The organism is Kitasatospora sp. NPDC054939, from assembly GCF_053610105.1.
This window is the reverse complement of record NZ_JBSGXP010000009.1, coordinates 56,962-78,751: the sequence shown is the minus strand read 5'-3', so window position 1 is coordinate 78,751 and position 21,790 is coordinate 56,962. Positions and strand designations below refer to the sequence as shown.

The window sequence follows — 21,790 nt, the reverse complement described above, 5'->3', positions numbered from 1 at the left end:
CGCCCCGGCCCCGCGCCCGGCCTCCGGGTCCGGGGCCGGGCGCGGGGGGCCAGGGGCGGCGGGCCGGGTCTCGGAACCGGATCAGCGCAGGCCGGCGAAGAGGTCGGTCTCCGGCACCGGTGCGCCGGTGGTGTCCCCGACCCGGACGAAGGTCTCCAGGCCCATCAGTTCGGTGAACCGCTCCTTGCCCAGCTTCAGGAAGAAGATGTTCTCGCCCTGGCTGGCGTGTGCGGCCAGGGCGTCGAACTTCCGGTCGCCGAACGCGGAGGTGTCCACCCAGGTGGTGACCTCGTCGTCGGGAAGCCCAAGTGCGGGCAGTTCGGGCGCGTCCGACACGTCCGATACCTCGGACGCCCCCGACGCACCCTCCTCGTCGGACAGGTTCGCGCCCTCCGTCGGCTCGTCCGGCGCCTCCAGCACCTCCGGTTCCTCCGGGAGCGCGCCGAACTCGCGCATGACCTCGCCGAACCGCCGCATCGCCGAGTGCGGCACCGTCGTCCAGTAGACCTTCGGCGTCAGGCCGCTGAGCTCCAGGGCCGCCGTGGTGATGCGGTTGGCCTGGATGTGGTCGGGATGGCCGTAGAAGCCGTTCTCGTCGTAGGTCACCACCACGTCGGGCCGGTAGTGGCGCATGAGTTCGGCGAGCCGGGCCGCGCCCTCCTCCACCGGGGTGCTCCAGAACGAACCGGGCGCGTCATTGGTCGGCCAGCCCATCATGCCGGAGTCGGCGTACTCCAGCAGCTCCAGGTGGCCGACCCCCAACACCTCGCAACTTGCTTCGAGTTCGCGACGTCGCATCGCGGCGACGGCCGCCGGGTCGTGCCCGGGATCGCCCGGCTTGGCACCGCCCGGACCGTCACCGCAGCTGCCGTCGGTACACGTGACGAGCACCGTGCGGATGCCCTCCGCCGCGTACCGCGCGAGGACACCCCCCGTCCCGGTGGCCTCGTCGTCGGGGTGGGCGTGCACTGCCATCAGCGTCAAGGGCCGATCGGCCATGAAGATCATCCTCCGGTATGGAACGTACTCGCCCGAGTCTGCGTCACGGGGCGGGCCGGGCGCTCGCAATATCCCGTCAGCGGTGGCCGGCGGCAACGTCGTCACCGGCGGCAGCAACAGCTGCTGCAGCAGCCAGGGTGACCGGCAGACCGGCCTCGATGCGGCGCAGCAGCCGGCCGCCGTGCACACCGGGGGCGTCGAAGCCGCGCCGTGCGTCCGGGTCCTCGTCGGCATCGGCGTCGGTGCACAGGACCTCGGGCACGAGCACCGCCGCGGCGGCCACGGCCGGTCCGCCGGAGGGCGGGGCCAGGTAGGCGGGCGCGAGGACGGGGCCGTGCAGGGTGCCCTCGACGAGGTCGGGGGTGAACTCGGCGGACAGCACGGTGACGCGCGCGTGCAGGTCGCCGTGGAGCATGACCAGCTTGTCGGTCATGCTGCCGACGAAGGCGTCGACGTGGACGTCCCCGCGGACGATGAGCTTGGCGTCCCCCTCCAGGTAGACGGCGGCGGCCCGGAGGTCGCCCAGGACGACCAGCGCGGGGCAGCCGTCGTCGGTGTTGAGGACGGCGCCGGTGACGTCGAGGTTGCCGTCGACGATCCAGCCGGTGCCGTCCGGCTCCGCGGCGTCGAGGTCGAAGTGGCCGACTATCGCCAGGTCCCCGGCGTGGACGTCGTAGTCCTCGTCGTAGAGGTTCCGGTACGAGGACTCGGGCAGGCCGCGGCGCTCGAAGAGGGCGACGGCCTCGTCCCAGCTGTGCGGCGTGGTGGTCGTGAGGTCCATGCGACGAACTGTGCCATGCCGCACTGTCAGCCCGCCCGGCCCTCCCACGCCACCCGCACCGGCCGTCCGCCCTGGCCCGGACCGTGCCGTGCCGTGCCGTGCTGTGCCGTGCCGTGCCGTGCCACGGTCCGGGCCGCGTCGGCGCCGGAGCCGGAGCCGGAGCCGGAGCCGGAGCCGGAGCCGGGGCCGGACAACGGAACGGCGGGGCTCCCGTGGAAGCCCCGCCGTCACGCCTTCAGCGCCGCCGGGTACGGCAGCCGCTGTCGGAGGTCACTCCTGGCCGGCAGCCGCCTTGCGTCGGCGCATCACCAGGACGCCGCCCACCCCGATCAGCACCGCACCCGCGAGTGCGGCGGCACCCACGCTCGCACCGGTGGCAGCCAGGCTGCCGGAGCCCGCCCCCGTGGCGGCGGCGGAGGGCGATGCACTCGGCGCCCCGGCCGCCGGGCCGGACGTTCCGGCCGACGGGCTCGCACCCGTCGAGGCACCCTGCGACGGCGTGGTCGAGGCGCTCGGCGAGGAGGAGCCGGTCGCACTCGGCGTGACGGAGGCGCTCGGGGAGGTCGACGTGCTCGGCGTGACCGAGGCGCTCGGGCTGGCCGAACTGCTCGGGGTGGCGGACGTGGTCGGGCTCGACGGCGTGCCGCTGGGAACGACCGCGGGGCAGGTGTGCGACAGGTTGAACAGGTCGAGTTCGCCGCCGCGGACCTGGGCGACCGCCGAGGTGAGCTTCGCGCCCGGCGCCGAGGCCGCGTACGCGTGCTTGTCGGTCGGCGGGCCGAAGGTGGTCACGACCTGCTCGCCGCCGGGCTCGAAGGTGACGGTGAGCTTGACGAAGTGCGCGTCGTTGCCCGGCAGGACGAAGTGCCAGCCGTCCTTGCCGGCGGGGATCCCCGGGCACTTCTCGCCGCCCTGCTGCGGCGCACCCCCGTCGGCGGTGGTCGCGGTGCGCGGAAGCTTCTGCCGCAGCTGGACGGTGTACGAGCTGTCCGCCGCGAACGCCGGACCGACGGCCGGGGCGGCGATCAACCCGGAGGCTGCCACGACGGCGGCCGCACGGAGGGAGAGGGAACGGAGCATGGGCTACCAACTCACTGTTGCAGGCTGATGGGGTGAAGGGCTCCCCCGGTGAGCCCGACGGCGGCCCAGGCTTCTACGCGGAGCCCCGCTGGTCAAGTCCCTTGACAGCGCATGTGCACCAGTAAGGATAGAATGCCGGAATCATCCCGTAATCACGATCCGGTGAACAAGCGCCGGCCCCGGGCGGCGCCGAACCGGAAGCAGCCGGGAGTGTCGGCGCCCGCACGCCCCGGTCGGCGCACCGGCCACGGCACCGCTTCCGGATCCGCAACTCGACTCGTGACCCGATTCGCGCGCCGGGCTGTACGGCCGACCGCCGCGCGGACGAGAGCGCTCTCACACCCTTTCCCCACCCGATCAGGACGTTAAGGGAAGCTTAAGTCTTGAGGCATCGTCAAAAGCCACTGGTCACAGGCGTACGGGCACTGTTGCATGACGTTGCCATGTCCATTGCGCGCCCGTAGCATTCCGGCCTACCGGCGACGCCGCTACTCTCAGAGAGAGCGCTCTCACCGACTCCTGACCCCTGACCCCCACGACAAGGGTGGATTCCATGGTCGCTGCACCCCACGAACGCCGTTGGTCCCTCGGCGGCTTCGTGCTCCTCCTCGCCACCGCGCTGGTGGCGGCCCAACTGCTCACCGTCCTGACCGCCGGCGGCTCCCAGGCCGCCACCCGGCCGGACGGCTCCGCCCCCGCGGGTGCCGCCCCGGCGGCCGTACAGACCTGGAACGACGACTTCAACGGGCCGGCCGGATCCGCCGTCGACCCCGCGAAGTGGACGCTGGAGACCGGAGGTTCGGGCTACGGGAACCACGAGCTGCAGTACTACACCGGGGGCACCGGCAACGCGGCGCTGGACGGCCAGGGCAACCTGGTCATCACCGCCAAGCGCAACACCGACCCCGGACTGGGCTGCTGGTACGGCACCTGCCAGTACACCTCGGCCCGGCTGAACACCGCCCGCACCTTCAACCAGACGTACGGGCACTTCGAGTCCCGCATCAAGATCCCGCGCGGCCAGGGCATCTGGCCGGCGTTCTGGATGCTCGGCAACGACCTCGGCACCGTCGGCTGGCCCCACAACGGCGAGATCGACATCATGGAGAACATCGGCCGCGAGCCCGGCACCGTGTACGGCACCATCCACGGACCTGGCTACTCCGGCGCCGGCGGCATCGGCGCCCCGTACAGCCTGCCCGCCGGACAGGCGTTCGCGGACGCGTTCCACGTCTTCGCCGTGGACTGGAGCCCCACGGCGATCACCTGGTCGGTAGACGGCCGCGCCTACCAGACCCGCACCCCCGCGGACCTGGGCGGCAAGCGCTGGGTGTACGACCACCCGTTCTTCCTGATCCTCAACCTGGCGGTCGGCGGCGACTGGCCGGGCAGTCCGGACGGCTCCACGGCCTTCCCGCAGAGCATGGTGATCGACTACGTGCACACCAGCACCTGGGACGGCGGCGGCACCCCGCGCACCGGTCCGATCGTCGGCATCGGCGGCATGTGTGTCGACGTGGCCGGCGGCTCCAACGCCGACCGCACCCCGATCCAACTGCACACCTGCACGGGCAACGCCGCCCAGCAGTGGACCGTCGGCACCGACGGCACCGTCCGGGCGCTCGGCAAGTGCCTGGACGTCGCCGCCGCCTCGCAGGCCGACGGCGCGGTGGTGCAGCTGTACACCTGCAACGGCACCGGCGCCCAGAAGTGGACGTACACCTCCGGACGCGACCTGGTGAACCCCGCCTCGAACAAGTGCCTGGACGCCAAGGGCGGGTCCTCGGCCGACGGCACCCGCCTGCAGCTCTGGACCTGCAACGGCACCGCCGCCCAGAAGTGGACCCTGGGCTGACCCCTGACCTGACCCCTGACCCCTGGCCCCTTGACCGCCCCGGGGCCGACCCCTCACGCCCCGGGCTGACCCCTCACAGCCCCACCCACTCCTGACCGCCCCGGGCTGACCCCTCACAGCCCCGCGCGCCCTCTCCACCCCCGCGGGTCGGCCGCCGCAGCGTCCGGCCGGCCGCGCGGGCCCTCCCCCTCCCACGCCCCCTCCCCCACCTCCCGCTGCGCGGAGAACGGACCCCACACCATGACGACCCCTCGCCACCGCAGGCCGATCTCGCGCCGGACGCTGCTCGCCGCCGCAGGCGCCGCCGTCGCGCTGCCCGCCGCCACCGCGACCTGGCTCACCTCCACCGCCGGCGCACAGACCGCCGCCACCCTGCCGATGGACCTGGTCAACACGACCGGCACCAACACCGTCTACGCCTACGTGGTCGGCCGCGACCCGGCGGCGGGCGGCCGCTGGGCCTTCGTCCAGGCCGACGGCGTGAGCCTGCACCACCCCCCGAGCCCCGCGAACGACCAGACGCCGCTCGGCGTCGACTGCGCCATCGCGCTCAACCCCTCGGGTGCGGGCGGGCGCAGGGTCACCCTCCCGCACCTGGACAGCGGCCGGATCTACTTCTCGGTCGGGGCGAAGCTCACCTTCCTGATGAACCGCGGCGGCGGCCTCGCCCTCCCATCGGTCGTCAACCCGACCGACCCGAACATCGGCGTCCGCCACGACTTCTGCGAATTCACCTTCAACAAGGACCAGTTGTTCGCGAACATCACCTTCGTCGACATGGTCTGCCTGCCGATCGCCTTCCAGCTGGAGACCCCGCAGGGCACCCAGACGGTCCGCGGACTGCCCTCCGACGGCCTCTCCCGGGTGGCTGGCGCGCTGCGGGCGCAGTCCGCCGCCGACGGCGGCGACTGGAGCCGGCTGGTCGTCGACCGCGGCGGCTCCGACCTGCGCGTGCTCAGCCCCAACCTGGCGATCCGCGGCAACGGCGCACTGTTCGGCGGGTACTTCGACGCCTACGTCGACCAGGTGTGGGCCAAGTACCGCACCACCGACCTGCGGATCGACACCCAGTACACCTGGGGCACCGTGACCGGCCGGGTCAACGGCGACACCCTGACCTTCCCCGGCGTCGGCAGCTTCGGCCGGCCCTCGACCCGGGCCGTCTTCTCGTGCAGCGACGCACCGTTCACCACCGGCAACGACCTGATGGGCAACCTGAGCGCCCGACTCGCCGCCGCCCTCAACCGCACCACCCTGCTGGACAACGCCCTCCAGCCGACCGGCGAGAACCCCGCCGCGTTCTACACCAGGCCGCGCACCAACCACTACGCCCGCATCCTGCACCGGACCACACCCGACGGGCTGGGCTACGCGTTCCCGTACGACGACGTGCACCCGGCCGGCGTCGACTTCGAGGGCAAGGTGCAGTCCGGCAGCCCGACCCGCTTCGTGGTCACCGTCGGCGGCCTGGCCGGCTCACCCGGCGGCGGCACCCCCTCGCCGACCCCGACCCCGGGCCCGAGCACGCCGGGCGGCGCGGTCAGTGCGTTCACCGCCATCCAGGCCGAGTCCTACCGCGCACAGTCCGGCACCGCGACCGAGCCGTGCACGGACACCGGCGGCGGCTCCGACGTCGGTCGGCTCGCCAACGGCGACTGGCTGCGCTACACCCTGGACTTCGGCACCACCGGCGCCACCCGCATCGACGCCCGGGTCGCCTCCGGCGCGGCCGCCGGCGTCAGCGGCCTCGTCCAGGTCCGCCTGGGCAGCCCCACCGCACCCCCCGTCGGCAGCTTCGCCATCGGCAGCACCGGCGGCTGGCAGACCTGGCGCACCGTCCCCGCCGACCTCACCCGCATCACCGGCGTCCGCGAGGTCTACCTGACCTTCACCAGCGGCCAGCCGGCCGACTTCGTCAACCTCAACTGGTTCGTCTTCTCCTGAGCCGCGGGACCCGTGGGTCACCTACGCACGCGGCTCGGCGTGGCGGGCGCCCGGGATCTTCAGACCGAGGCTCTCCTCCAACACCCGCGCCTGCTCGGGTGACACCAGCGCCATGACGGTGTCGTAGACGCCGTTCCGCTCACGGTCGAAGTCCACGAGGTGAAACGCACGGTGGCCGTCGTCGGGAGAAACCTCGGCGACGGCCTCCACGGCCGCCCCCACGTCGTAGTAGTCCTCCGAGAAGTGCTCGGCCGGGATCGACACGACACGCCCGTTCCGCTCGAACTCCAGGACGTCGTCCCGGGATTCGAACCCCGGCGGCCCGAAGCCCTCCGTGGCCTCACCCTCGTGCAGCCGGACGTTCGCGACAGTGACCGCACCCCCGGTCACGGCGGCCGCCGCCTCCAGGAGCCAGGTGTAGGAGGGCTCCAGAAAGTCGATGTCATCGGAGTGGATCGAGACCGCCGCACCGAACTCCACCAGCGAGAGCGCAACGCTGTACGGCTCCAACGCCTCCTCCGCGATGCCGCTGAAGGTCGCGAGGACGGCCTCCGCCTTCTCCCCCGACACCATGCCGATCCCCCGCAGGACCGCCGCTACCCGCTCGTACGTCACCAGTGACACGTTCGCCATGCCCGCATCCTCCCAGCGGGGACTGACACCCGCGGCCACCCTGGCCTCGGCGGCCCTGCACCGGCACAGTCGGCCCGTCGCGAGTGCGACGCTCAGCACTGCCCACAGCCGGCGGGCCACGACATCGGCGCGCAGCCGGATCCTCGGTCTCCAGAACGACCGCCCCTGAGCCAGCGGGAACCACGACGGGCCGGCGGCACTCCGAACACCGCACGCCCGTACGCGACATGACCAGTCAGAAGGCGCCTGTGGGTACCAGTCGGGGGGGCTGAGGGTCGGACGTCATGCGTGCGATGGTCATACCGGCACCCGACCACGATCCCAGGACCATCCAACAGATGCGGAACCTGCGGGAGCAGGTCTCCCCAATGCCCGCATCCGAGGCGGGGAGGTCCGAACGCTCCCAACCCGATCCGCAGTACGCGGCTTCTGGTTGTCCGAGGCACCTACACGGGCAGCTCGCACCTGACGATCCACGTCGACGCCTCGTGCGGGGGCCTGAAGACGTGAAGGAGTTGCCACGACCCGGGGCAGTCGCCGGCGCCGAGGATCCGGGTGTCCACCACCACGCGGTTCACCGTGTGCCCCTGGGCTTCGAGGACGCCCCTCAGGTACTCCTCGGGCGCGGAGCCGAACGCCTGCCGCTCCTCCTCGTCCAGGTCGAAGCCGTAGATCTCGACTGAGAGCTCTTCGGTCGTCGCCTTGCCCAACCGGGCCATGGACCTCACCTTTCGTCAGAAGGCCCCCGTGCGCCAGGCTAGCTCCAGCCACCCGGAACCCGTACGACGCCACGAGGCGACACCCCGGCGGCTCGCCCGATGACTCCAGTGGCACCCCTACTTCCGGGTGTCGGGAACGGACCTCCGGCCCCGTCTTCGGTATACCGGTGGCCTCGGAGGCCGCGCAACGCAGAGGGAGAACCGTCATGACGCTTCAGCGGATGGACAACGTCGGCATCGTCGTCGAAGACCTGGACGCCGCCGTCGCCTTCTTCACCGAACTGGGCATGGAGCTCGACGGCAGGGCGAAGATCGAGGGCCTCTTCGCGGACCAGGCCGTCGGACTCGACGGAGTCCGCAGCGAGATCGCGATGATGCGGACCCCGGACGGCCACGGCAAGCTGGAACTCGCGCAGTACCACCACCCCGCGGCGATCGGTGAGGGGTCGCACAACCCCCCGCCGAACACGCTGGGCATGCACCGGGTCATGTTCGCCGTCGACGACATCGACGACACCATCGCCCGCCTGCGCCCCCACGGCGCCGAACTGATCGGCGAGGTCGCGCAGTACACGGACGTCTACCGCCTCTGCTACCTCCGCGGCCCCTCGGGCATCATCCTCGCCCTGGCCGAACAGATCGGCTGACGGCCGCGCTACCGGTGCTCGGGGCTCTCGAAGTCGAAGCGGCAGCCGGCGTCCCACTGGGAGCGCTGGTTGCCGTGGGCGGGGATGCCGCCGGTGTCCTTGAGGAGGCGGGCCAGGTGAACGAGGAGTACCAGTCGAGCCGAGGGGCCGGCGAACCGCTCGTACGACACCGCGGAACCGCTCGCCCGCGTCCGTGCAGCACACGGGCGGCCGGAAAGCGCCGAACTGCTGCTCCGCACCCGGGTCACCCAAGGTCATGCCGACACCCCCCGCACCCTGCTTCTCCCTGCGGCATCGCCACTCCCCCTGGTGACCCGCAGGCGCAGACCGCTCGCGCCCGTCCGGGCGGACGGCGATGATGGGTGGATGCGACGGGATCTCGTTGTGGTGGGCGCGCCGACCAGTGCGGGCAGCTACGCACCCGGCCAGGAGGCCGCACCGAGCGTGTTGCGCGAGCTGGGCCTGATCGATCGCCTGAGGGCGGCGGGCCGCCGGGTACGGGATGCAGGGGACGGGCCGCTACACGTGTGGGCCCCGGACCCGGAGCACCCGCGGGCCCAGAACCTCGCGGCAGTGGTCCAGGCCGTCAGGGCGGTCGCCGACCATGTCGCCGGGGCGCTGGAGGAGGACGCGGACGTCCTGGTCATCGGCGGCAACTGCACCGTCGCGCTGGGCGTGATGGCGGCTCTCACGGCGCGCGACCCGGACGCCGGCCTGCTCTACATCGACCGGCACTTCGACCTCAACACACCCGCGAGCACCCGCGAGGGCGCCCTCGACTGGATGGGGCTCGCCCACGGACTGGACCTGCCCGGAGCCGCGGAGCCGCTGGCGGCCGCCTTCGCCCACCGCCCGCTGCTCACCCCGGACCGGCTCCACCTCCTCGGCATCGAACCCGAGGCCGCCACCTCCTGGGAACGCGAGCAGGCAAGAGGCTTGGGCCTGCGATGGGGCTCGTACACCGATCTCGCCACCACGCCGGGAGCCGAAGTGACACGGGCCCTCGGTACGCTCCCGTCCGGTTCCCTGGCCGTGCACCTCGATGTCGACGTCCTGGACTTCACCGACGCGCCGCTCGCCGAAAGCACGGGCGGGCGCAACAGCGGCCCCACGCTCGACGCCGTGTCCGAGGCGCTGGACACCGCCTGCCGGGACCCGCGTTTCCGAGCACTCTCGATCGGCGAGCTCAACCCTTCCCGCGCCGCCGGACACCCCGCCGTCCTCCACCACTTCATCGCAAGCCTTCAACACGCCCTGCGCGCAACCCCGTGAACTGCGGCCGGGACGTCGGGTAGCTCCTCCGAACGCTCGCCGCCCCTCCGGAAATCGGCAGCAAGCCGCCTGGTCCGCGGGGTCCGCTGCGCCGGCGCGCAGCGGGCAGAGGCTCGACATCCTGCTGCCGGCCCGTCCCGAACCGCAGGCTGGCGCAGCGGCTGCGAAGGCGGGCAGAATGCGCCAGGGCCCGTTCCCGGCAGTCGCGACGTCGGCAACAGGACCCAGGGAGGGGGTGGGGGCTCCAAACTTTTGGCACGGGCGTGCGCGGGTGGTGCGGCTCGATCCGGCGGGGGATTCCCCTCGGGCGGGCCGGGTTGCCGAACAGCCGGACCCGTGCTCGAACAGGGCTCTGCCTGAGCCGTCGGCGCAGGCGCTCTCGCTCCACGCAATATCACCGGCCGGCCTCGACCATTCCGCTGATCGAAGCCTGCCACCCACATTCTGAGAACCGCCATCGAGGAGTGAATTTTGCCCGGCCGGTCCCTGGAAGATCAGCACGCCACCGCCACCTTGGGCAGCCCGGCTCCCATCTACAGTCCTGAGTCCCGACGGTGGGCGGTCGTTCGACACTTGCTGTCCGTCGCCATGACGACGGCAGTCATCGTCACGTCTTTCATCGTCCTCACTCTGCCGATTGCGGCAGTCTTTCTCATCGACGAGGCGTTTGTCGCCAGCGACTACGCCGAGGCCGTCCTGATCGCCGCCGGCGTGGGGCTTGCCACCAGTTTTCTCATCCTTCCCATCGCCTTCGCGTTCGAGCGGCTGGTCATGCGCGGCGGCACTTCGTGGAAGGTGCTGGCGGTATGCGTACCCATGGCCTCTCCGGCCGCATCCGCAATGATTTTCGTTCTGCTGTTCAAACTTCAGCCACCGCCTGCCGTCGGCCATGCCCTCAGCATTGCGGTCCTGCTCCTCATGAGCTTCTCCGTCTATTGGCTGTCGCTCTGGTCATTGAGTGCTGTTCACTACGGCGCTTGGCGCCTTTCCCAACGCATGATCCGAGGTCGACGGCTCGACCGACGGCCGTCCCGCAGTTGATCGGTGAACGGACCGGGACAGCGTGGTTCGACCGGTGGCTCCTGCACCTTTGAGGCACCGCCCGAAGCGTCCCGGTGGCCCCACACCGAACCAGTGGAGGGGCAGGTGGCCGGCCGGTGCGGTCCCCGCGCCCGGTCGAGGCCGAGGGCGGCCGGATCCGCACGTCACCGGCGCCGTCCCCGAGCCGCTCCGCGCCGGGCTCAGCGGTGTTCGGGGTTCTCGAAGTCCCAGCGGCGGGCCCTCACTTCATCTCCTGTGCGAAATACGCGGCCGCCCGGTGCAGGATCTCCTTCTCGACCTGCCACTCGCGCTCGGCCTTGCGAAGCCGCGCGAGCTCGGCCCGCTCGCCGTCGTTCAGCGCCGGCGCGGGCGCCGCCACCTCGGCATCGGCGGCCCGCACCCAGTTCCGCAGGGTCTCGTGGTTGACCCCAATCCCCTTCGCGGCCGCCGCGAACGTGCGTCCGCCACCCGAGGCTCGGTACAACGCGACAGCATCACGCCGGAACTCGTCCGAGTACTTCGACGGACGTCCCATCTGGACTTCCCTTCCTGGACCTACAAGATCCAAGTGTCATGGGTGTCCACGTCGCGGGGCAAAGCTCAGTCCCGGTGGACCCGGTCCGACGTCCAGCGGGGGCAGGGAACCTTCTGTGATCGACTTTTCGGCCGGGCGCGGCAAGGTAGGGTTCACCAGGCAAGTGATCCGGCCTTCTGGAGAGCCTCCGCGTTGCGGAGGTCAGCGGACGGATCCGCCTGATGAACAGTCAGGGACAGATCGTTCCCAAGGAGAGTCATGTCCGCGGATCGCGCAGTTGATCAGCTGAGCCGCGTGTGGGTGGCCATGCCGATCGGCGGCATGGCCACCCGGGCCAGGGAGATGACCAACGACGCCGTTCCCAAGCATCTGCTGCGCCTCGACAACGGAGAAACGATCCTGTCGACCATCTGCCGCGAATTGCAGCGGATCGGCTTTCGGCGGTTCGTGTTCTGCGTGGGACACATGGGCGATCAGATCGTCGAGCACCTCCAGAGCGAGGAATGGGTGTGGAAGGAGGGCGTCTCCTACCTCTTCTCCGAGGAGCGGACGCCGCTCGGACCCGACGGCGCGGTGCTCGCGGCGGTCAAGCGCTGGCAGTTGCAGGGCCAGGTCCTGATGATGCCGGGCGACCTGCTGCTCCCCTGGGACGAGGTCGCCGAGATGACCTTGGCACACGCCCGCCGTGAGCCGTCGATGACGGCAGCCGTGACCAGTCACATCACCCCTCGCACCACCGATGTCGGACGATTCATCGTCGATGCCGCCACCTGGCGCCTTCGGCACGTCTACGATCGCCGCGAACCGGTGTCACCCGCGGCACCCGGTGAACTGGCACTCACCAGTGCCGGCGCGATCGTGCTGTCGACGGACCACTTCGTCGAAGTGTGCGAGGGGTACGCCAAGGCCCACGTGGACGAGGACGGTCCACTGGGACTGCGCGACAACGTGTTCCCCTGGGCCATCGAGAACGGCGGCTTCACCATGTACGCGCACGACCTTCGGGGTGAGTTGCTCGACCTGGGCACTCCCGCGAACATTCATCACGGCCGGGAGAACTGGCGGCGGTACGTGAGTGCCCAGGTCGCCGCGATCAGTTCGTGAGGGAACCCGCCGGACTAAGAGGGGCCCCCGCGGTGGGCCAACTCCAGCAGCAGGTCACACGTGGGTCCACTCCCGACCACGAGGACGGACGAGCCGCTGTCGAGACTCTCGATGCCGATCACGGCTCCGGCCTCTCGTGCGATGACGAGGCCGGCGGCGATATCGATGAACTTGTTCTCGGTGAGTCCCCAGCTGAGGTACCCGCCGAAGTGCCCCTGAGCCAGCCAGGCAAGGGACAGTGAACCCGATCCTATGCTCCGCACCCGGTAGAACGAGTGAAACAATTCGGCCAGCAGATCGTCCTGCCTCGATCGTTTCGCCGGATCTTCCTGGCGCATGAAGAAATCGATGGCCAGCTGCATGCGGGCCGGGTCAGCGGGAGCGTTGTAGGAGAGCCGGCGGCCGTTGAGATGGGCTCCGCGGCCCTCCGCGGCCGTGTAGAGCTGCTTGCTGACCGGGTTGTATATCACTCCGAATACCGGTTCGCCCTCCCTTTCGAGACTTACGGTCACGCTCCAAAGAGGCACTTCGCTGGCGAAGTTCTTCGTCCCGTCGATGGGGTCGATGTTCCACGTGTAGCCGTTTCGGCTCTCGGTGTTCAGCTCAGGAAGCTCCTCCCCTCTGAAGCCGCATCCGGGGAAGACCTCGCGACACAGGCCGTGGAACGCCCTTTCGATCTCGTGGTCGAGGTTCGTGGCCAGGTCGCCGCCGGTGTCCTTGATCTCGACGACCTCGAAGTTCCGCCACCGCTCGAAGGCCGAGTCCCCGGCCGCCTTCACGAAGTCGATGACCCGTTCGGCATGGTGGTCGGCGAATTCCGGCATCACGGTGCCCACGCGATCGAGGGGAGCAGCGCGCTTCCGGCCGACGGATCCGGACCGGCGCTCTCCATCAGGTCCAGGTGATTGTTCGCCGACTCCAGGTAGTAGAGCAGCAACGGCAGGGCCACCTCGGACCGCGTGGTCGGGATGAAGGTGTGCGCGGCGGCGAAGGCGTGCAGGTCGGCGGCCAGGACGGCCCGGTCGAGGAGCCCCGGGTCGACGAGCAGGTCGGTCGCGAACACCTCGGGCAGCACGTCCTCGATCACGGCCCGCGCGATCTCCCGGGATCGGCGACCGAGGTCGGGGTCGACGAAGTCCTTCAGGTCTCCGGCCGTGATTTCGCCTCCACCCGACGACACGGTGGGCAGCACCAGCTTCCTTTCGAAGGCGGATTCGACGTAGTCCAGCGAGATGATGAACTTGCCGATGTCGTAGGCCATGTCGCCGCCGGCGTGGAAGCCGTTCGGATCGAAGAACAGCGGCTTGTCCGTGCCCTCCCGGATCATGATGTTCCCCAGGTGGGGGTCACCGTGGATGAGCCGCATCGAACTGTGCCGGGGCATCATGGTCCTCATCAGGGACGGGCTGGCCCCGATCCGGTCCAGAATGGCGAGCGGCGTGAGCAGGACGCGCCCGTTGAGGGACACCGACGGTCTGCTGATGATGTCCCGGAAGACCCGGTCCAGCTGGAACCTGCTCAGCTCACCGACCTGGGTACCCCTGATGTCGACGGCTCGATCGGTCCGGTCGGAGCGGTTGTCCCGACCGGGTCGGCCCGCTCGATCGGGTCGGCCGGTCCGGTCGGTGTACCGACCGAGCCGCTTCGCTATCCGATCGACGTAGTTCCTGCGGGCGAACTCAGCCGGCCGCTCGGTGGAGGGGTACGCGTACAGCGTCGTCTTGAGGGCCGTGATGCTCGCCCTGATGTGGTTGACCGACTCCACGATCCCGGTGTTCCGGTCCAGGGCGATGTTCCTGAGCAACCTCCCCTCGTAATAGGGCATTTCATACGAGAAGCTGGGGCCGGCCACGTCCCGCTCGACCCCGATGACCTGGCAGAAGTACTCCCTGGCCGACTCCGGCAGGGTGTCGCGGATGAACGTGGCCTCGTTCTCCAGTTTGTCGTCGCCCGGATGTGCGGAGAACTTCCTGACGATCGGTCCGCGATGCGCGTCGAGGCGGTACCACAGTTCGGTGAATTCCCCCCTGTGAAGCAGCCGTGCTGTCCCTCCCATCGTGCCCTACGCGTTGATGAGCTGCCGTGCCGCTGCCAGCACCGTCAGATCGTCGAAACCGATGTCCTCGAAAACCTCGTCGAGCGTACCGATGCCCGGGAACCGGTCCCGGATCCCGAGGATCTCGTAGCTCATCGGCTTGTGCAGGAGATTGGCGACGATGTGCTGCCCGATACCCGACCGCACGAAGCCGTCCTCCAGGATCAGCATCCTGCTGTTGCCGCCCATGGCCCGTTCCAGTGCTCCGAGATCGACCGGCTTGACCTTCTGGATGTGCAGGACCTGGACGCCGTCCAGCGCGTCGGCCAGGCGGAGTGCCTTGCCCAGCGTGTTGCCGATCGACAGGACGCTGAGCCGGCCGCCCTCCCGGACTTCGACGATCCCGCTCTCGGTGACGCCGGTTTCGATGTCCTCGCCGGGCTTGTGGATGAAGACCGGACCGTCGTGCTCGAGCGCGCGGTCGAGGAGCAGGTCGAACTCGGCCAGGCTCGACGGGTGGTAGAGCTCGGCATGGGGAATCGCGTTGAGGATCGGCAGGGTGTAGATCCCCTGCAGGGTCTGCCCCTGGCTCGAGATGCCGGATCCTGGCAGGACGAACACCATGGGTACCTTCAGCATGCACGCGTCGGTGATCTGGTCCAGCGCCCGGGGGAAGAAGGTCGCGGGAACGAAGCAGATCACCTTGTTACCGTTCAGGGCCAGGGCGGCGGAGAACGTCACGCAGTGCTGCTCGTTGATCCCCGTGTCGAAGACGTGGTCGGGATAGATGTGCTTGAGCTCTTTGAGGCCGGTGCTCCGGGCGGCGGCGGGCGAGACATAGTACACCTCGCCGTGCTTCTCCACCAGTTCGGGCGCCTTCCTGAGGATCAGCTCCCGGAACTTGTTGACGGGCTTCTTCTTCAGCTCGCCCGTTGCGAGGTCGAACGGATCGAGCCAGTGGAACGTGACGGGATCGCGGAGGGCGGGCTCGTAGCCCTTGCCCTTGACGGTCTTCACGTGGAGGAACACCGGGTGCTGCTTCTGCTTGATGTCCTCGAACAGCTCGATCAGCTTCTGCGTGTCATGACCGTCCACGGCGCCCACGTACTCGAAACCGAGGCTCTCACTGAACTCGCGCAGGGTGTTCCTGGTGTGCAGGTACCCGACGGTCTCCGTGACGGCGAAGTCGTTGTCGTTGTAGACGACCAGCAGGTTCGGCGCGAGCGCGCCGGCGTGGTTGAGTGCCTCGAAGGGCTGGCCGGCGGTCATTGAACCGTCGCCGAGCAGTGCGATCGACTTGTACTCGGGGTGGTTGACGGCGTAGCCGAGGGCGGCCGAGACGGAGATGCCGATGCGGCCGCCGATGTAGAAGTCGTAGGGACTCTCGTGGATGTCGGCATACTCGCCGATGCCGCCCCTGTGGTCCATGGTGGCGAAGGCCTCGGCGCGATCGGTCAGCAGCTTGTAGGCGTGCATCTGGTGCGCACCGTCGAAGACGATCTTGTCCTGAGGGAAGTCGAAGACCTCGACCAGGGCCTGGATCACTTCGATGACCGCCAGCGGCGAGCCGACGTGGCCGCCGTCGGCGGACATCTTCTCTATGATCACTTTCCGCATGTTCGCGGCTTCGGCGACCAGTTGGGCGGCCGACTTCCTGTTCACCGACATGTTCTCTCCTTCGGGGTGATCACGATGCTGATCGTGTCCACGGTCCTTGCGGCTCGACGGCACTGACACGGGACTAGCCGTCCTGACCGGCCGGCGAGCCCTGACCGGTCGGGAAGCCCTGGCTGGTCAGGAAGTCCTGGCTGATGCCCATGGCCTTCTCGAACGCGTGCCGTACGTGTGCCGGCTGCCCGGCTTGCATGGCGTAGGACGGATCGTCGCTGAGCCGCCAGCCGAAGACCCTCTTGAGCCGCCATTCGAAGAACTCGCGGTCGACTCCCTCGCGGTACAGCTGGGGCCGGTCCAGGGGCAGGGCGATGCAGGTGTTCAGCTCGGGATCGCGAACGACTCCACGCGGGTCCTCGCCCCGGGAGACGGCTTCGATGTCCGCGAAGAGCCGCTTGCGGAGCAGGATGATCCCCTCGTCACTGCGCCCCAGGCGTTCGCTGGTGCGGTCCGCGATCTCGCCCTGGCCCACCCAGGCCGCGAAGTCCTGGTTCAGCACGTGACTGGTAATCAGCTCGCCGTCCTCCCCCGTCACGGGTCCGTACCAGTACGGGACCGGGTCGTGGTCGACCGCGGGCATGTCCGTCGGGAGCGGGGAGTAGTGCCAGACGATGCTGAGGGTACGGGTGTCGTCCACCGGGACACGCCATTCGAGATTGCTGCCGGCGTACAGCACGTTCGGCCACAGACACGCGATGCCGCTGCTGTCCAGCTGGTTCGTCGGGGCGAGGGGAATGGGCAGGACGGGAGTCGTCAGCTCCGCCCGCCGGGCCACGGCGATGCCGAACTCGAATTCCCGGAACTCGATGTCCGTGTGGCGGGGGCCGAGTTCGGGGTTCTCGGGGTTCCCCGCGCGCGCGACGTAGTTGGAGTGCCGCCACTCGAAGTGCACCGGGTCCACGGCGTTCTCGTGGCACTGCAGCCAGTTGCACGGGAGCTCCGACAGGATGATCTGGACGAAGCCTCGGTTCCAGGTGAAGGGTTCGAACACGGGAATGAGGGGAGCCGGGGCCGGGCCCAGGTAGGCCCAGACCATTCCGGCGAACCCGACGGCCCGGTACGCCGTGACCTTCACCTTGTCCCGGAACGGTGCGGCGGACTCGGCCAGGTCCTCGTAGGGCTGCTCGACGCAGGTTCCGGCTTGATCGAACATCCAACCGTGGTACGAGCAGCGCAGGCTCCCGCCCTCGACCCAGCCCTGCCCCAGGTCCGCGCCACGATGGGGACACCGGCGCTGCACCAGGCCGTACTCATCGCTCTCGGTCCGGTACAGGACCAGGTCCTCCCCCAGCAACCGAAGCGTCTTCACCCGCTTCTCGGCGAGCTCCGAGACGGCGGCCACCGGGTGCCAGTACCGTCGCAGCAGTTCACCCATGGGGGTCCCCGGGCCGACCGCGGTCAACATCTGATTCTTCGCTTCGGAGAGCAACTCGCCACTTTCCTTGATTCTGGGGCACATGTCCCGGGGTCACGCCCACGAGGGCGGCACGGCCGTCTCAGGCCGCCGATTCCCCCTGGCCGGCCACGAGCGTGCGCATGATCGGGGAAGTGGCCAGGAGGTCCTCGTAGGTGCCCTGAGCGACCACCCGGCCGGAGTCGACGACGACCACCCGGTCCGTGGCCTCCAGCACCGACAGGCGGTGCGCGATGACGATCAGGGTCTGATCGGCGGCGGCGAGTCCGTTGAAGATCGCCCGCTCGGTCGCGCTGTCCAACGCGCTCGTCGCCTCGTCGAGGACCAGCAGTTGCGGCTTGCGGATCAACCCACGGGCGAGCGCGATGCGCTGACGCTGGCCGCCGGACAGACCGAGGCCCCCCGGGCCGAGCAACGTGTCGTAGCGCATGGGAAGCGCCATGACGTCGTCGTGGATGCACGCCAGCTTCGCGGCCCGCTTGATGTCCTCGAAGGAGGACCCGGGCTGGGCGTAGCTGATGTTCTGCCAGATGGTGCCGGCGAAGAGCCGGGAATCCTGCGCGACGTAGGAGATCGAACGCCTCAGCGACACCCGGTCGAGCCGGTCCATGGGGTGGCCGGCGACGAGGACGGATCCGCTGCTCGGGGTCTGGAGCCCGGCGATGATGGACGCCATCGTCGACTTGCCCGACCCCGACCGCCCCAGGATCGCCGTGAACCTCCCGCCCTCGAAGCGGACGTCGATCCCGCTCAGGACGTCCCCGGAGCTGCCCGGGTAGGAGAACGACACGTTCCGGAGCTCGACCGGACCGCTCGTGTCGTCCAGCGGCACGGCGTCGGCCGGGCGTTCCTCCGGCTCGGCGCCCAGCACGTCCGTCAACCGGGAGAGCGTCGCGCCCAGACCGGCGACCTGGAGCGCGCTCTGGACGACACCCGCCAGGGGCACGAACATCCCGACGGCGAGCGAGGTGAACCCGACCACCGAGCTCAGCGACGCGGTACCGTTCGCGACCCTGACGAAGCCCAGGGCGAGCACCGCGAGCGGCGCGAGGAACTGGATCGTCGCGCTCAACGCGGAGCCGATGACCTGGTTGCGCCGGCTCAGGCCCCGCTGGTTGATCTCGTCGACGACGGTGTGGCTCCAGCGGTCGTGCGCGGTGTCCTCCAGGCCGCAGGCCTTGATCGTCTGGAGTCCGTCCAGCAGTTCGAGGAGTGCGCCCTCCGAGATGGACTGCCGCTCCAGCTCCTCCGCGGAGAGGTACCGCTGCTTCTTCCAGAACACGACGAGGACGGCCACCATCACGGCCGCCAGCGCCATGCTCATCAGCGCGAACTGCAGGTCGACCACCAGGAGCAGGGCCAGGTAGACCAGCACCAGCGTGCCGTCGAACACGGCGGACAGGGCCGCGCCGGTCAGGGTCTGACGGACCGACGAGCTGGTCCGCACCCGCAGCGCGAGGTCGCCGGGGTTCCGCCTGGTGAAGTACTCGTACGGCAGGGAGAGCAGGTGGCCGAAGACGCCGAGCGTGACCCGCCGGTCCGCGATCGACTGGAGCGCTATCAGCGTCAGCCCGCGGACGATCTGCAGCAGCGCGAAGGAGGCGCCCGCCACGAGCGCGAGGCAGAGGAGGACGACCGCCTGCCCCGGCTGTCCCCCGGTGCCGACGTGGGCGACCAGGTAGGAGGACGCGAACGGGGTGGCGAAGTTGAAGACGAGCAGCAGGAAGGACGCGACCACCAGGCCCGTCCAGCGGCGGTCCCGGGTGACGAACAGCTTGAGGTAGCGCCAGGAGCTGTTCGCGACGCCCGGTCCACGGCGGCGCACCGGCCCGCGGCCGTCGGTGAGCGGCGCCTCGAACTCCAGCGCCACCCCGGTGAAGACGTCCGCGACCTCGCTCAGCGCGAGACGCCGGCGCCCCACGGCCGGATCGACGATGAAGGCGTGCGTCGCGGTCGCGTGCTCCAGCACGACGAAGTGGTTGAAGTTCCAGAACAGGATGCTGCCGGCCTTCAGGCGGCCGAGCCCCCCGACGCCGACCCGCACGCCGCGCCCGAGGGCACCGAAGTGCCGGGCCGCCTGGAGGAGCGCGCGCGCCGAGACCCCCGCCTGACCGCCGTTGAGCCGGCGCCGCACGGCCGCGATGTCCACGTCGATGCCCAGGAAGGCCAGGACCATCGCCAGACTCGTGGGCCCGCAGTCGGCGCTCTCCGTCTGGTAGTAGACCGGTACCCGCGGCCGGCGGCGTCCCGGCAGTGCTGCCGAGACTGCCGCGATGAGCTTGCGCAGGCGGCTCTCCGGACGCTCCGCCAGCAGTCCCGGCAGTGTGAGGGCGTCTCCCAGGCGTCGGCCGGGAGCGTGCTTCTCGGCCGCTTGACGGCTGAACCTGGCCCGGCCGACCGGCCCCGCGACCGGAGACTCGGACGGCCCGGCTTCGGTCTTCTCATTGGATTCGATCACGAACGGCACCTCCCTTCGGAAGTGGTGGTCTGGTGGGGGTGTTCGGGGGTCGGCGGGCCTCAGCCCAGGAGGAGCCGCTCGACGACGGCGGTCATCCGCCGCGCCGCGGTCTCCGTGAGCCGGGACCGGTTGACGGTGAGACGGAAGTGAACGCTCTCGTCCCAGCTCCCGGCCTTGAGCTGCACTCCGCTGACCACCCGCTCGACCATGGGCGGGTAGGCGCCGTACTGCACATCGAGACCGCCCACGGTGGCCCGGAGCCGGTTGCGGGGATGGCTCAGGTACGCGAAACGCACGCTGCGCTCCGGCCCTCCCACCAGGTCCCCCAGGTCGGTGAGCCCTCCGGCGTCGACGGTCTCCCGGGTGACCCGACGGTGTTTCAGCGTCTCGACCCATTCACCGGTGAGCGTCCGGACGAGATCGGACGGCGTGGCGCCGCGGTCGACGACCACCGGCAGGCCCAGGGTGAGCATGCCGAGTTGTCGCCGTTCCCTCGTGCTCCGGGTGTCGACGGGCAGCCAGACCGGAACGGAGTCCGCGTCGGTGTGCTCGAACACCGCTGATGCCAGGGCGTGCTGGATCCAGATGAATTCCGAGGCGTTGTTCGATCGCGCCGCCGTGCGCATCGTGCGGAGCCGCTCGCCCTCGAGGACGAAGCCCGTCTCCAGGTTGCCGGCCTGCGCCGTGTCGGGCGTCTCGGTCGTGCCGGGGGCGGAGGAGGCGAGGAATCCCCAGTCCCGGGGTATCCGGGCGTACCGGCGCCGCCAGAAGTCGGCGATGTCACGGCTGTTGGCGGCCGGGGCCTCGCGCTCCACGGCCACGTCCAGGAACCGCGGACCCGGTTCGGCGACGGCTTCGTCATCGCCCAGGCGCCGGCGGTACGCCCGCCACAGGTCCCCGCCGAAGATCGCCCGGACACTGCCGTCGACGGCGAGCTGCGAGAACGTCGCGACGAACGCGTGGACATCGGGTGAGTGCCGGAGCAACCTCAGCCGGAACGGAAACTCCGTCCGCAGGTCCCAGCCCTCGGCCACGTCCTTCGTGGCCAGGCCGACGGCGTACCGGGAGAACCGCTCCTCGGAGCCGGCCTTGATCTTCTGGCAGGTGACCAGCTCGGCCGGTGGGGGCGTCTCCCTCGCCCACTGGTGCGGCCCGGAGGCCCCGCACTCGCAGACCGCCAGCCGCAACGCGTCGTGACTGCTGACGACATCGCCCACGCTCGCGATGAACGCCGGGACGTCCAGCGGTCCTTCGATGCGGTACGACAGTTCCAGGGTCGGCCCGGAACCCGTGCGGTCTCGCAGAGTCCGGTGCATCAGGAGCTGCGGGAGCGTCAGCGGTACCGCTTCCTGACCCTGGTGGTGCATGACGTCGCCTCCGAATCACTGAAAGCCTCGGCTGGCATCCGGGATCCCCCGGATGCCAGCCAAGACTCGGTTACCGCCTACTACGAGACACAGCGCCCGGCAACGGCGGCGCCGCCGACGATGTCGTCGAGGGCCTCGTCCGACAGGGACTCGATGTCCACGATCTCGGTGTTGAAGTACTCCATGGTGTTCACCTCCAAAAGGAATCGCTTTTTATGGGTCCATCCTCCGCCCG

Annotated in this window: 18 protein-coding genes and 1 pseudogene; 6 read left to right on the top strand and 13 right to left on the bottom strand. The window is 69.9% G+C overall.

Annotation, left to right across the window (positions count from 1 at the left end; genetic code table 11):
• Positions 1 to 81: 81 nt before the first annotated feature.
• From ACWGB8_RS04785 to ACWGB8_RS04775, 3 genes are all read right to left on the bottom strand, one after another.
• A complete protein-coding gene (locus tag ACWGB8_RS04785) occupies positions 82 to 999 on the bottom strand; it encodes a PIG-L family deacetylase (RefSeq protein WP_452210273.1) in 918 nt (305 codons plus the stop codon).
• Positions 1,000 to 1,075: 76 nt separating this feature from the next.
• The gene (locus tag ACWGB8_RS04780) at positions 1,076 to 1,780 is read right to left on the bottom strand and encodes a hypothetical protein (RefSeq protein WP_452210271.1); all 705 of its coding nucleotides are present in this window, start codon (positions 1,778 to 1,780) and stop codon (positions 1,076 to 1,078) included.
• 270 nt (positions 1,781 to 2,050) lie between these two features.
• On the bottom strand, positions 2,051 to 2,860 hold the full coding sequence (locus ACWGB8_RS04775; protein ID WP_452210269.1) for an LPXTG cell wall anchor domain-containing protein: 810 nt from the start codon (positions 2,858 to 2,860) through the stop codon (positions 2,051 to 2,053).
• Positions 2,861 to 3,413: 553 nt separating this feature from the next.
• On the opposite strand from ACWGB8_RS04775, the gene ACWGB8_RS04770 reads away from it, so the two are divergent.
• Both ACWGB8_RS04770 and ACWGB8_RS04765 read left to right on the top strand, forming a co-directional pair.
• Entirely contained in the window at positions 3,414 to 4,715 is a 1,302-nt protein-coding gene (locus ACWGB8_RS04770; protein ID WP_452210267.1) for a ricin-type beta-trefoil lectin domain protein, read from the top strand.
• Between the two features lie 240 nt (positions 4,716 to 4,955).
• Positions 4,956 to 6,659, top strand: a complete 1,704-nt coding sequence (locus ACWGB8_RS04765; protein ID WP_452210266.1) for a glycoside hydrolase family 64 protein — start codon at positions 4,956 to 4,958, stop codon at positions 6,657 to 6,659.
• A gap of 21 nt (positions 6,660 to 6,680) precedes the next feature.
• Here the strand turns inward: ACWGB8_RS04765 and ACWGB8_RS04760 are convergent, their stop codons facing one another.
• Together ACWGB8_RS04760 and ACWGB8_RS04755 are read right to left on the bottom strand one after the other, a co-directional pair.
• Positions 6,681 to 7,292: a hypothetical protein gene (locus tag ACWGB8_RS04760; RefSeq protein ID WP_452210264.1), complete on the bottom strand. Its 612-nt coding sequence runs from the start codon at positions 7,290 to 7,292 to the stop codon at positions 6,681 to 6,683.
• Between the two features lie 446 nt (positions 7,293 to 7,738).
• A complete protein-coding gene (locus ACWGB8_RS04755) occupies positions 7,739 to 8,011 on the bottom strand; it encodes a hypothetical protein (protein WP_452210262.1) in 273 nt (90 codons plus the stop codon).
• A 206-nt stretch (positions 8,012 to 8,217) separates the two neighbouring features.
• Between ACWGB8_RS04755 and ACWGB8_RS04750 the strand changes: the two genes are divergently transcribed.
• The gene (locus ACWGB8_RS04750) at positions 8,218 to 8,658 is read left to right on the top strand and encodes a VOC family protein (RefSeq protein ID WP_452210260.1); all 441 of its coding nucleotides are present in this window, start codon (positions 8,218 to 8,220) and stop codon (positions 8,656 to 8,658) included.
• A gap of 8 nt (positions 8,659 to 8,666) precedes the next feature.
• Here the strand turns inward: ACWGB8_RS04750 and ACWGB8_RS04745 are convergent.
• Positions 8,667 to 8,783, bottom strand: a pseudogene (locus ACWGB8_RS04745) (flavodoxin family protein); the annotation flags it as partial.
• Between the two features lie 241 nt (positions 8,784 to 9,024).
• Between ACWGB8_RS04745 and ACWGB8_RS04740 the strand changes: the two are divergent.
• Together ACWGB8_RS04740 and ACWGB8_RS04735 are read left to right on the top strand one after the other, a co-directional pair.
• Positions 9,025 to 9,930: an arginase family protein gene (locus ACWGB8_RS04740; protein ID WP_452210259.1), complete on the top strand. Its 906-nt coding sequence runs from the start codon at positions 9,025 to 9,027 to the stop codon at positions 9,928 to 9,930.
• Between the two features lie 588 nt (positions 9,931 to 10,518).
• The gene (locus tag ACWGB8_RS04735; RefSeq protein ID WP_452210257.1) at positions 10,519 to 10,971 is read left to right on the top strand and encodes a hypothetical protein; all 453 of its coding nucleotides are present in this window, start codon (positions 10,519 to 10,521) and stop codon (positions 10,969 to 10,971) included.
• 241 nt (positions 10,972 to 11,212) lie between these two features.
• Here the strand turns inward: ACWGB8_RS04735 and ACWGB8_RS04730 are convergent, their stop codons facing one another.
• On the bottom strand, positions 11,213 to 11,506 hold the full coding sequence (locus ACWGB8_RS04730) for a transposase (RefSeq protein ID WP_452210255.1): 294 nt from the start codon (positions 11,504 to 11,506) through the stop codon (positions 11,213 to 11,215).
• 258 nt (positions 11,507 to 11,764) lie between these two features.
• Between ACWGB8_RS04730 and ACWGB8_RS04725 the strand changes: the two genes are divergently transcribed.
• Positions 11,765 to 12,610 carry an NTP transferase domain-containing protein gene (locus ACWGB8_RS04725; protein WP_452210253.1) on the top strand — a complete coding sequence of 282 codons (846 nt, stop codon included), beginning with the start codon at positions 11,765 to 11,767 and terminating at the stop codon, positions 12,608 to 12,610.
• Positions 12,611 to 12,624: 14 nt separating this feature from the next.
• On the opposite strand, the gene ACWGB8_RS04720 is transcribed toward ACWGB8_RS04725, so the two are convergent.
• From ACWGB8_RS04720 to ACWGB8_RS04695, 6 genes are all read right to left on the bottom strand, one after another.
• Positions 12,625 to 13,446, bottom strand: coding sequence for an inositol monophosphatase family protein (locus tag ACWGB8_RS04720; RefSeq protein WP_452210251.1), 822 nt, complete (start codon positions 13,444 to 13,446; stop codon positions 12,625 to 12,627).
• The gene (locus ACWGB8_RS04715) at positions 13,434 to 14,666 is read right to left on the bottom strand and encodes a phosphotransferase (RefSeq protein WP_452210249.1); all 1,233 of its coding nucleotides are present in this window, start codon (positions 14,664 to 14,666) and stop codon (positions 13,434 to 13,436) included. The genes ACWGB8_RS04720 and ACWGB8_RS04715 overlap by 13 nt, the downstream gene beginning before the upstream one ends.
• A 6-nt stretch (positions 14,667 to 14,672) precedes the next feature.
• A complete protein-coding gene (locus ACWGB8_RS04710) occupies positions 14,673 to 16,313 on the bottom strand; it encodes a 1-deoxy-D-xylulose-5-phosphate synthase N-terminal domain-containing protein (protein WP_452210248.1) in 1,641 nt (546 codons plus the stop codon).
• Between the two features lie 73 nt (positions 16,314 to 16,386).
• Positions 16,387 to 17,691 carry a Rieske 2Fe-2S domain-containing protein gene (locus tag ACWGB8_RS04705; RefSeq protein WP_452210246.1) on the bottom strand — a complete coding sequence of 435 codons (1,305 nt, stop codon included), beginning with the start codon at positions 17,689 to 17,691 and terminating at the stop codon, positions 16,387 to 16,389.
• Positions 17,692 to 17,812: 121 nt separating this feature from the next.
• Entirely contained in the window at positions 17,813 to 20,188 is a 2,376-nt protein-coding gene (locus tag ACWGB8_RS04700; RefSeq protein ID WP_452210244.1) for a peptidase domain-containing ABC transporter, read from the bottom strand.
• Positions 20,189 to 20,247: 59 nt separating this feature from the next.
• Complete coding sequence (locus ACWGB8_RS04695; protein ID WP_452210242.1) at positions 20,248 to 21,555, bottom strand: condensation domain-containing protein; 1,308 nt, start codon at positions 21,553 to 21,555, stop codon at positions 20,248 to 20,250.
• Positions 21,556 to 21,790: the final 235 nt, after the last annotated feature.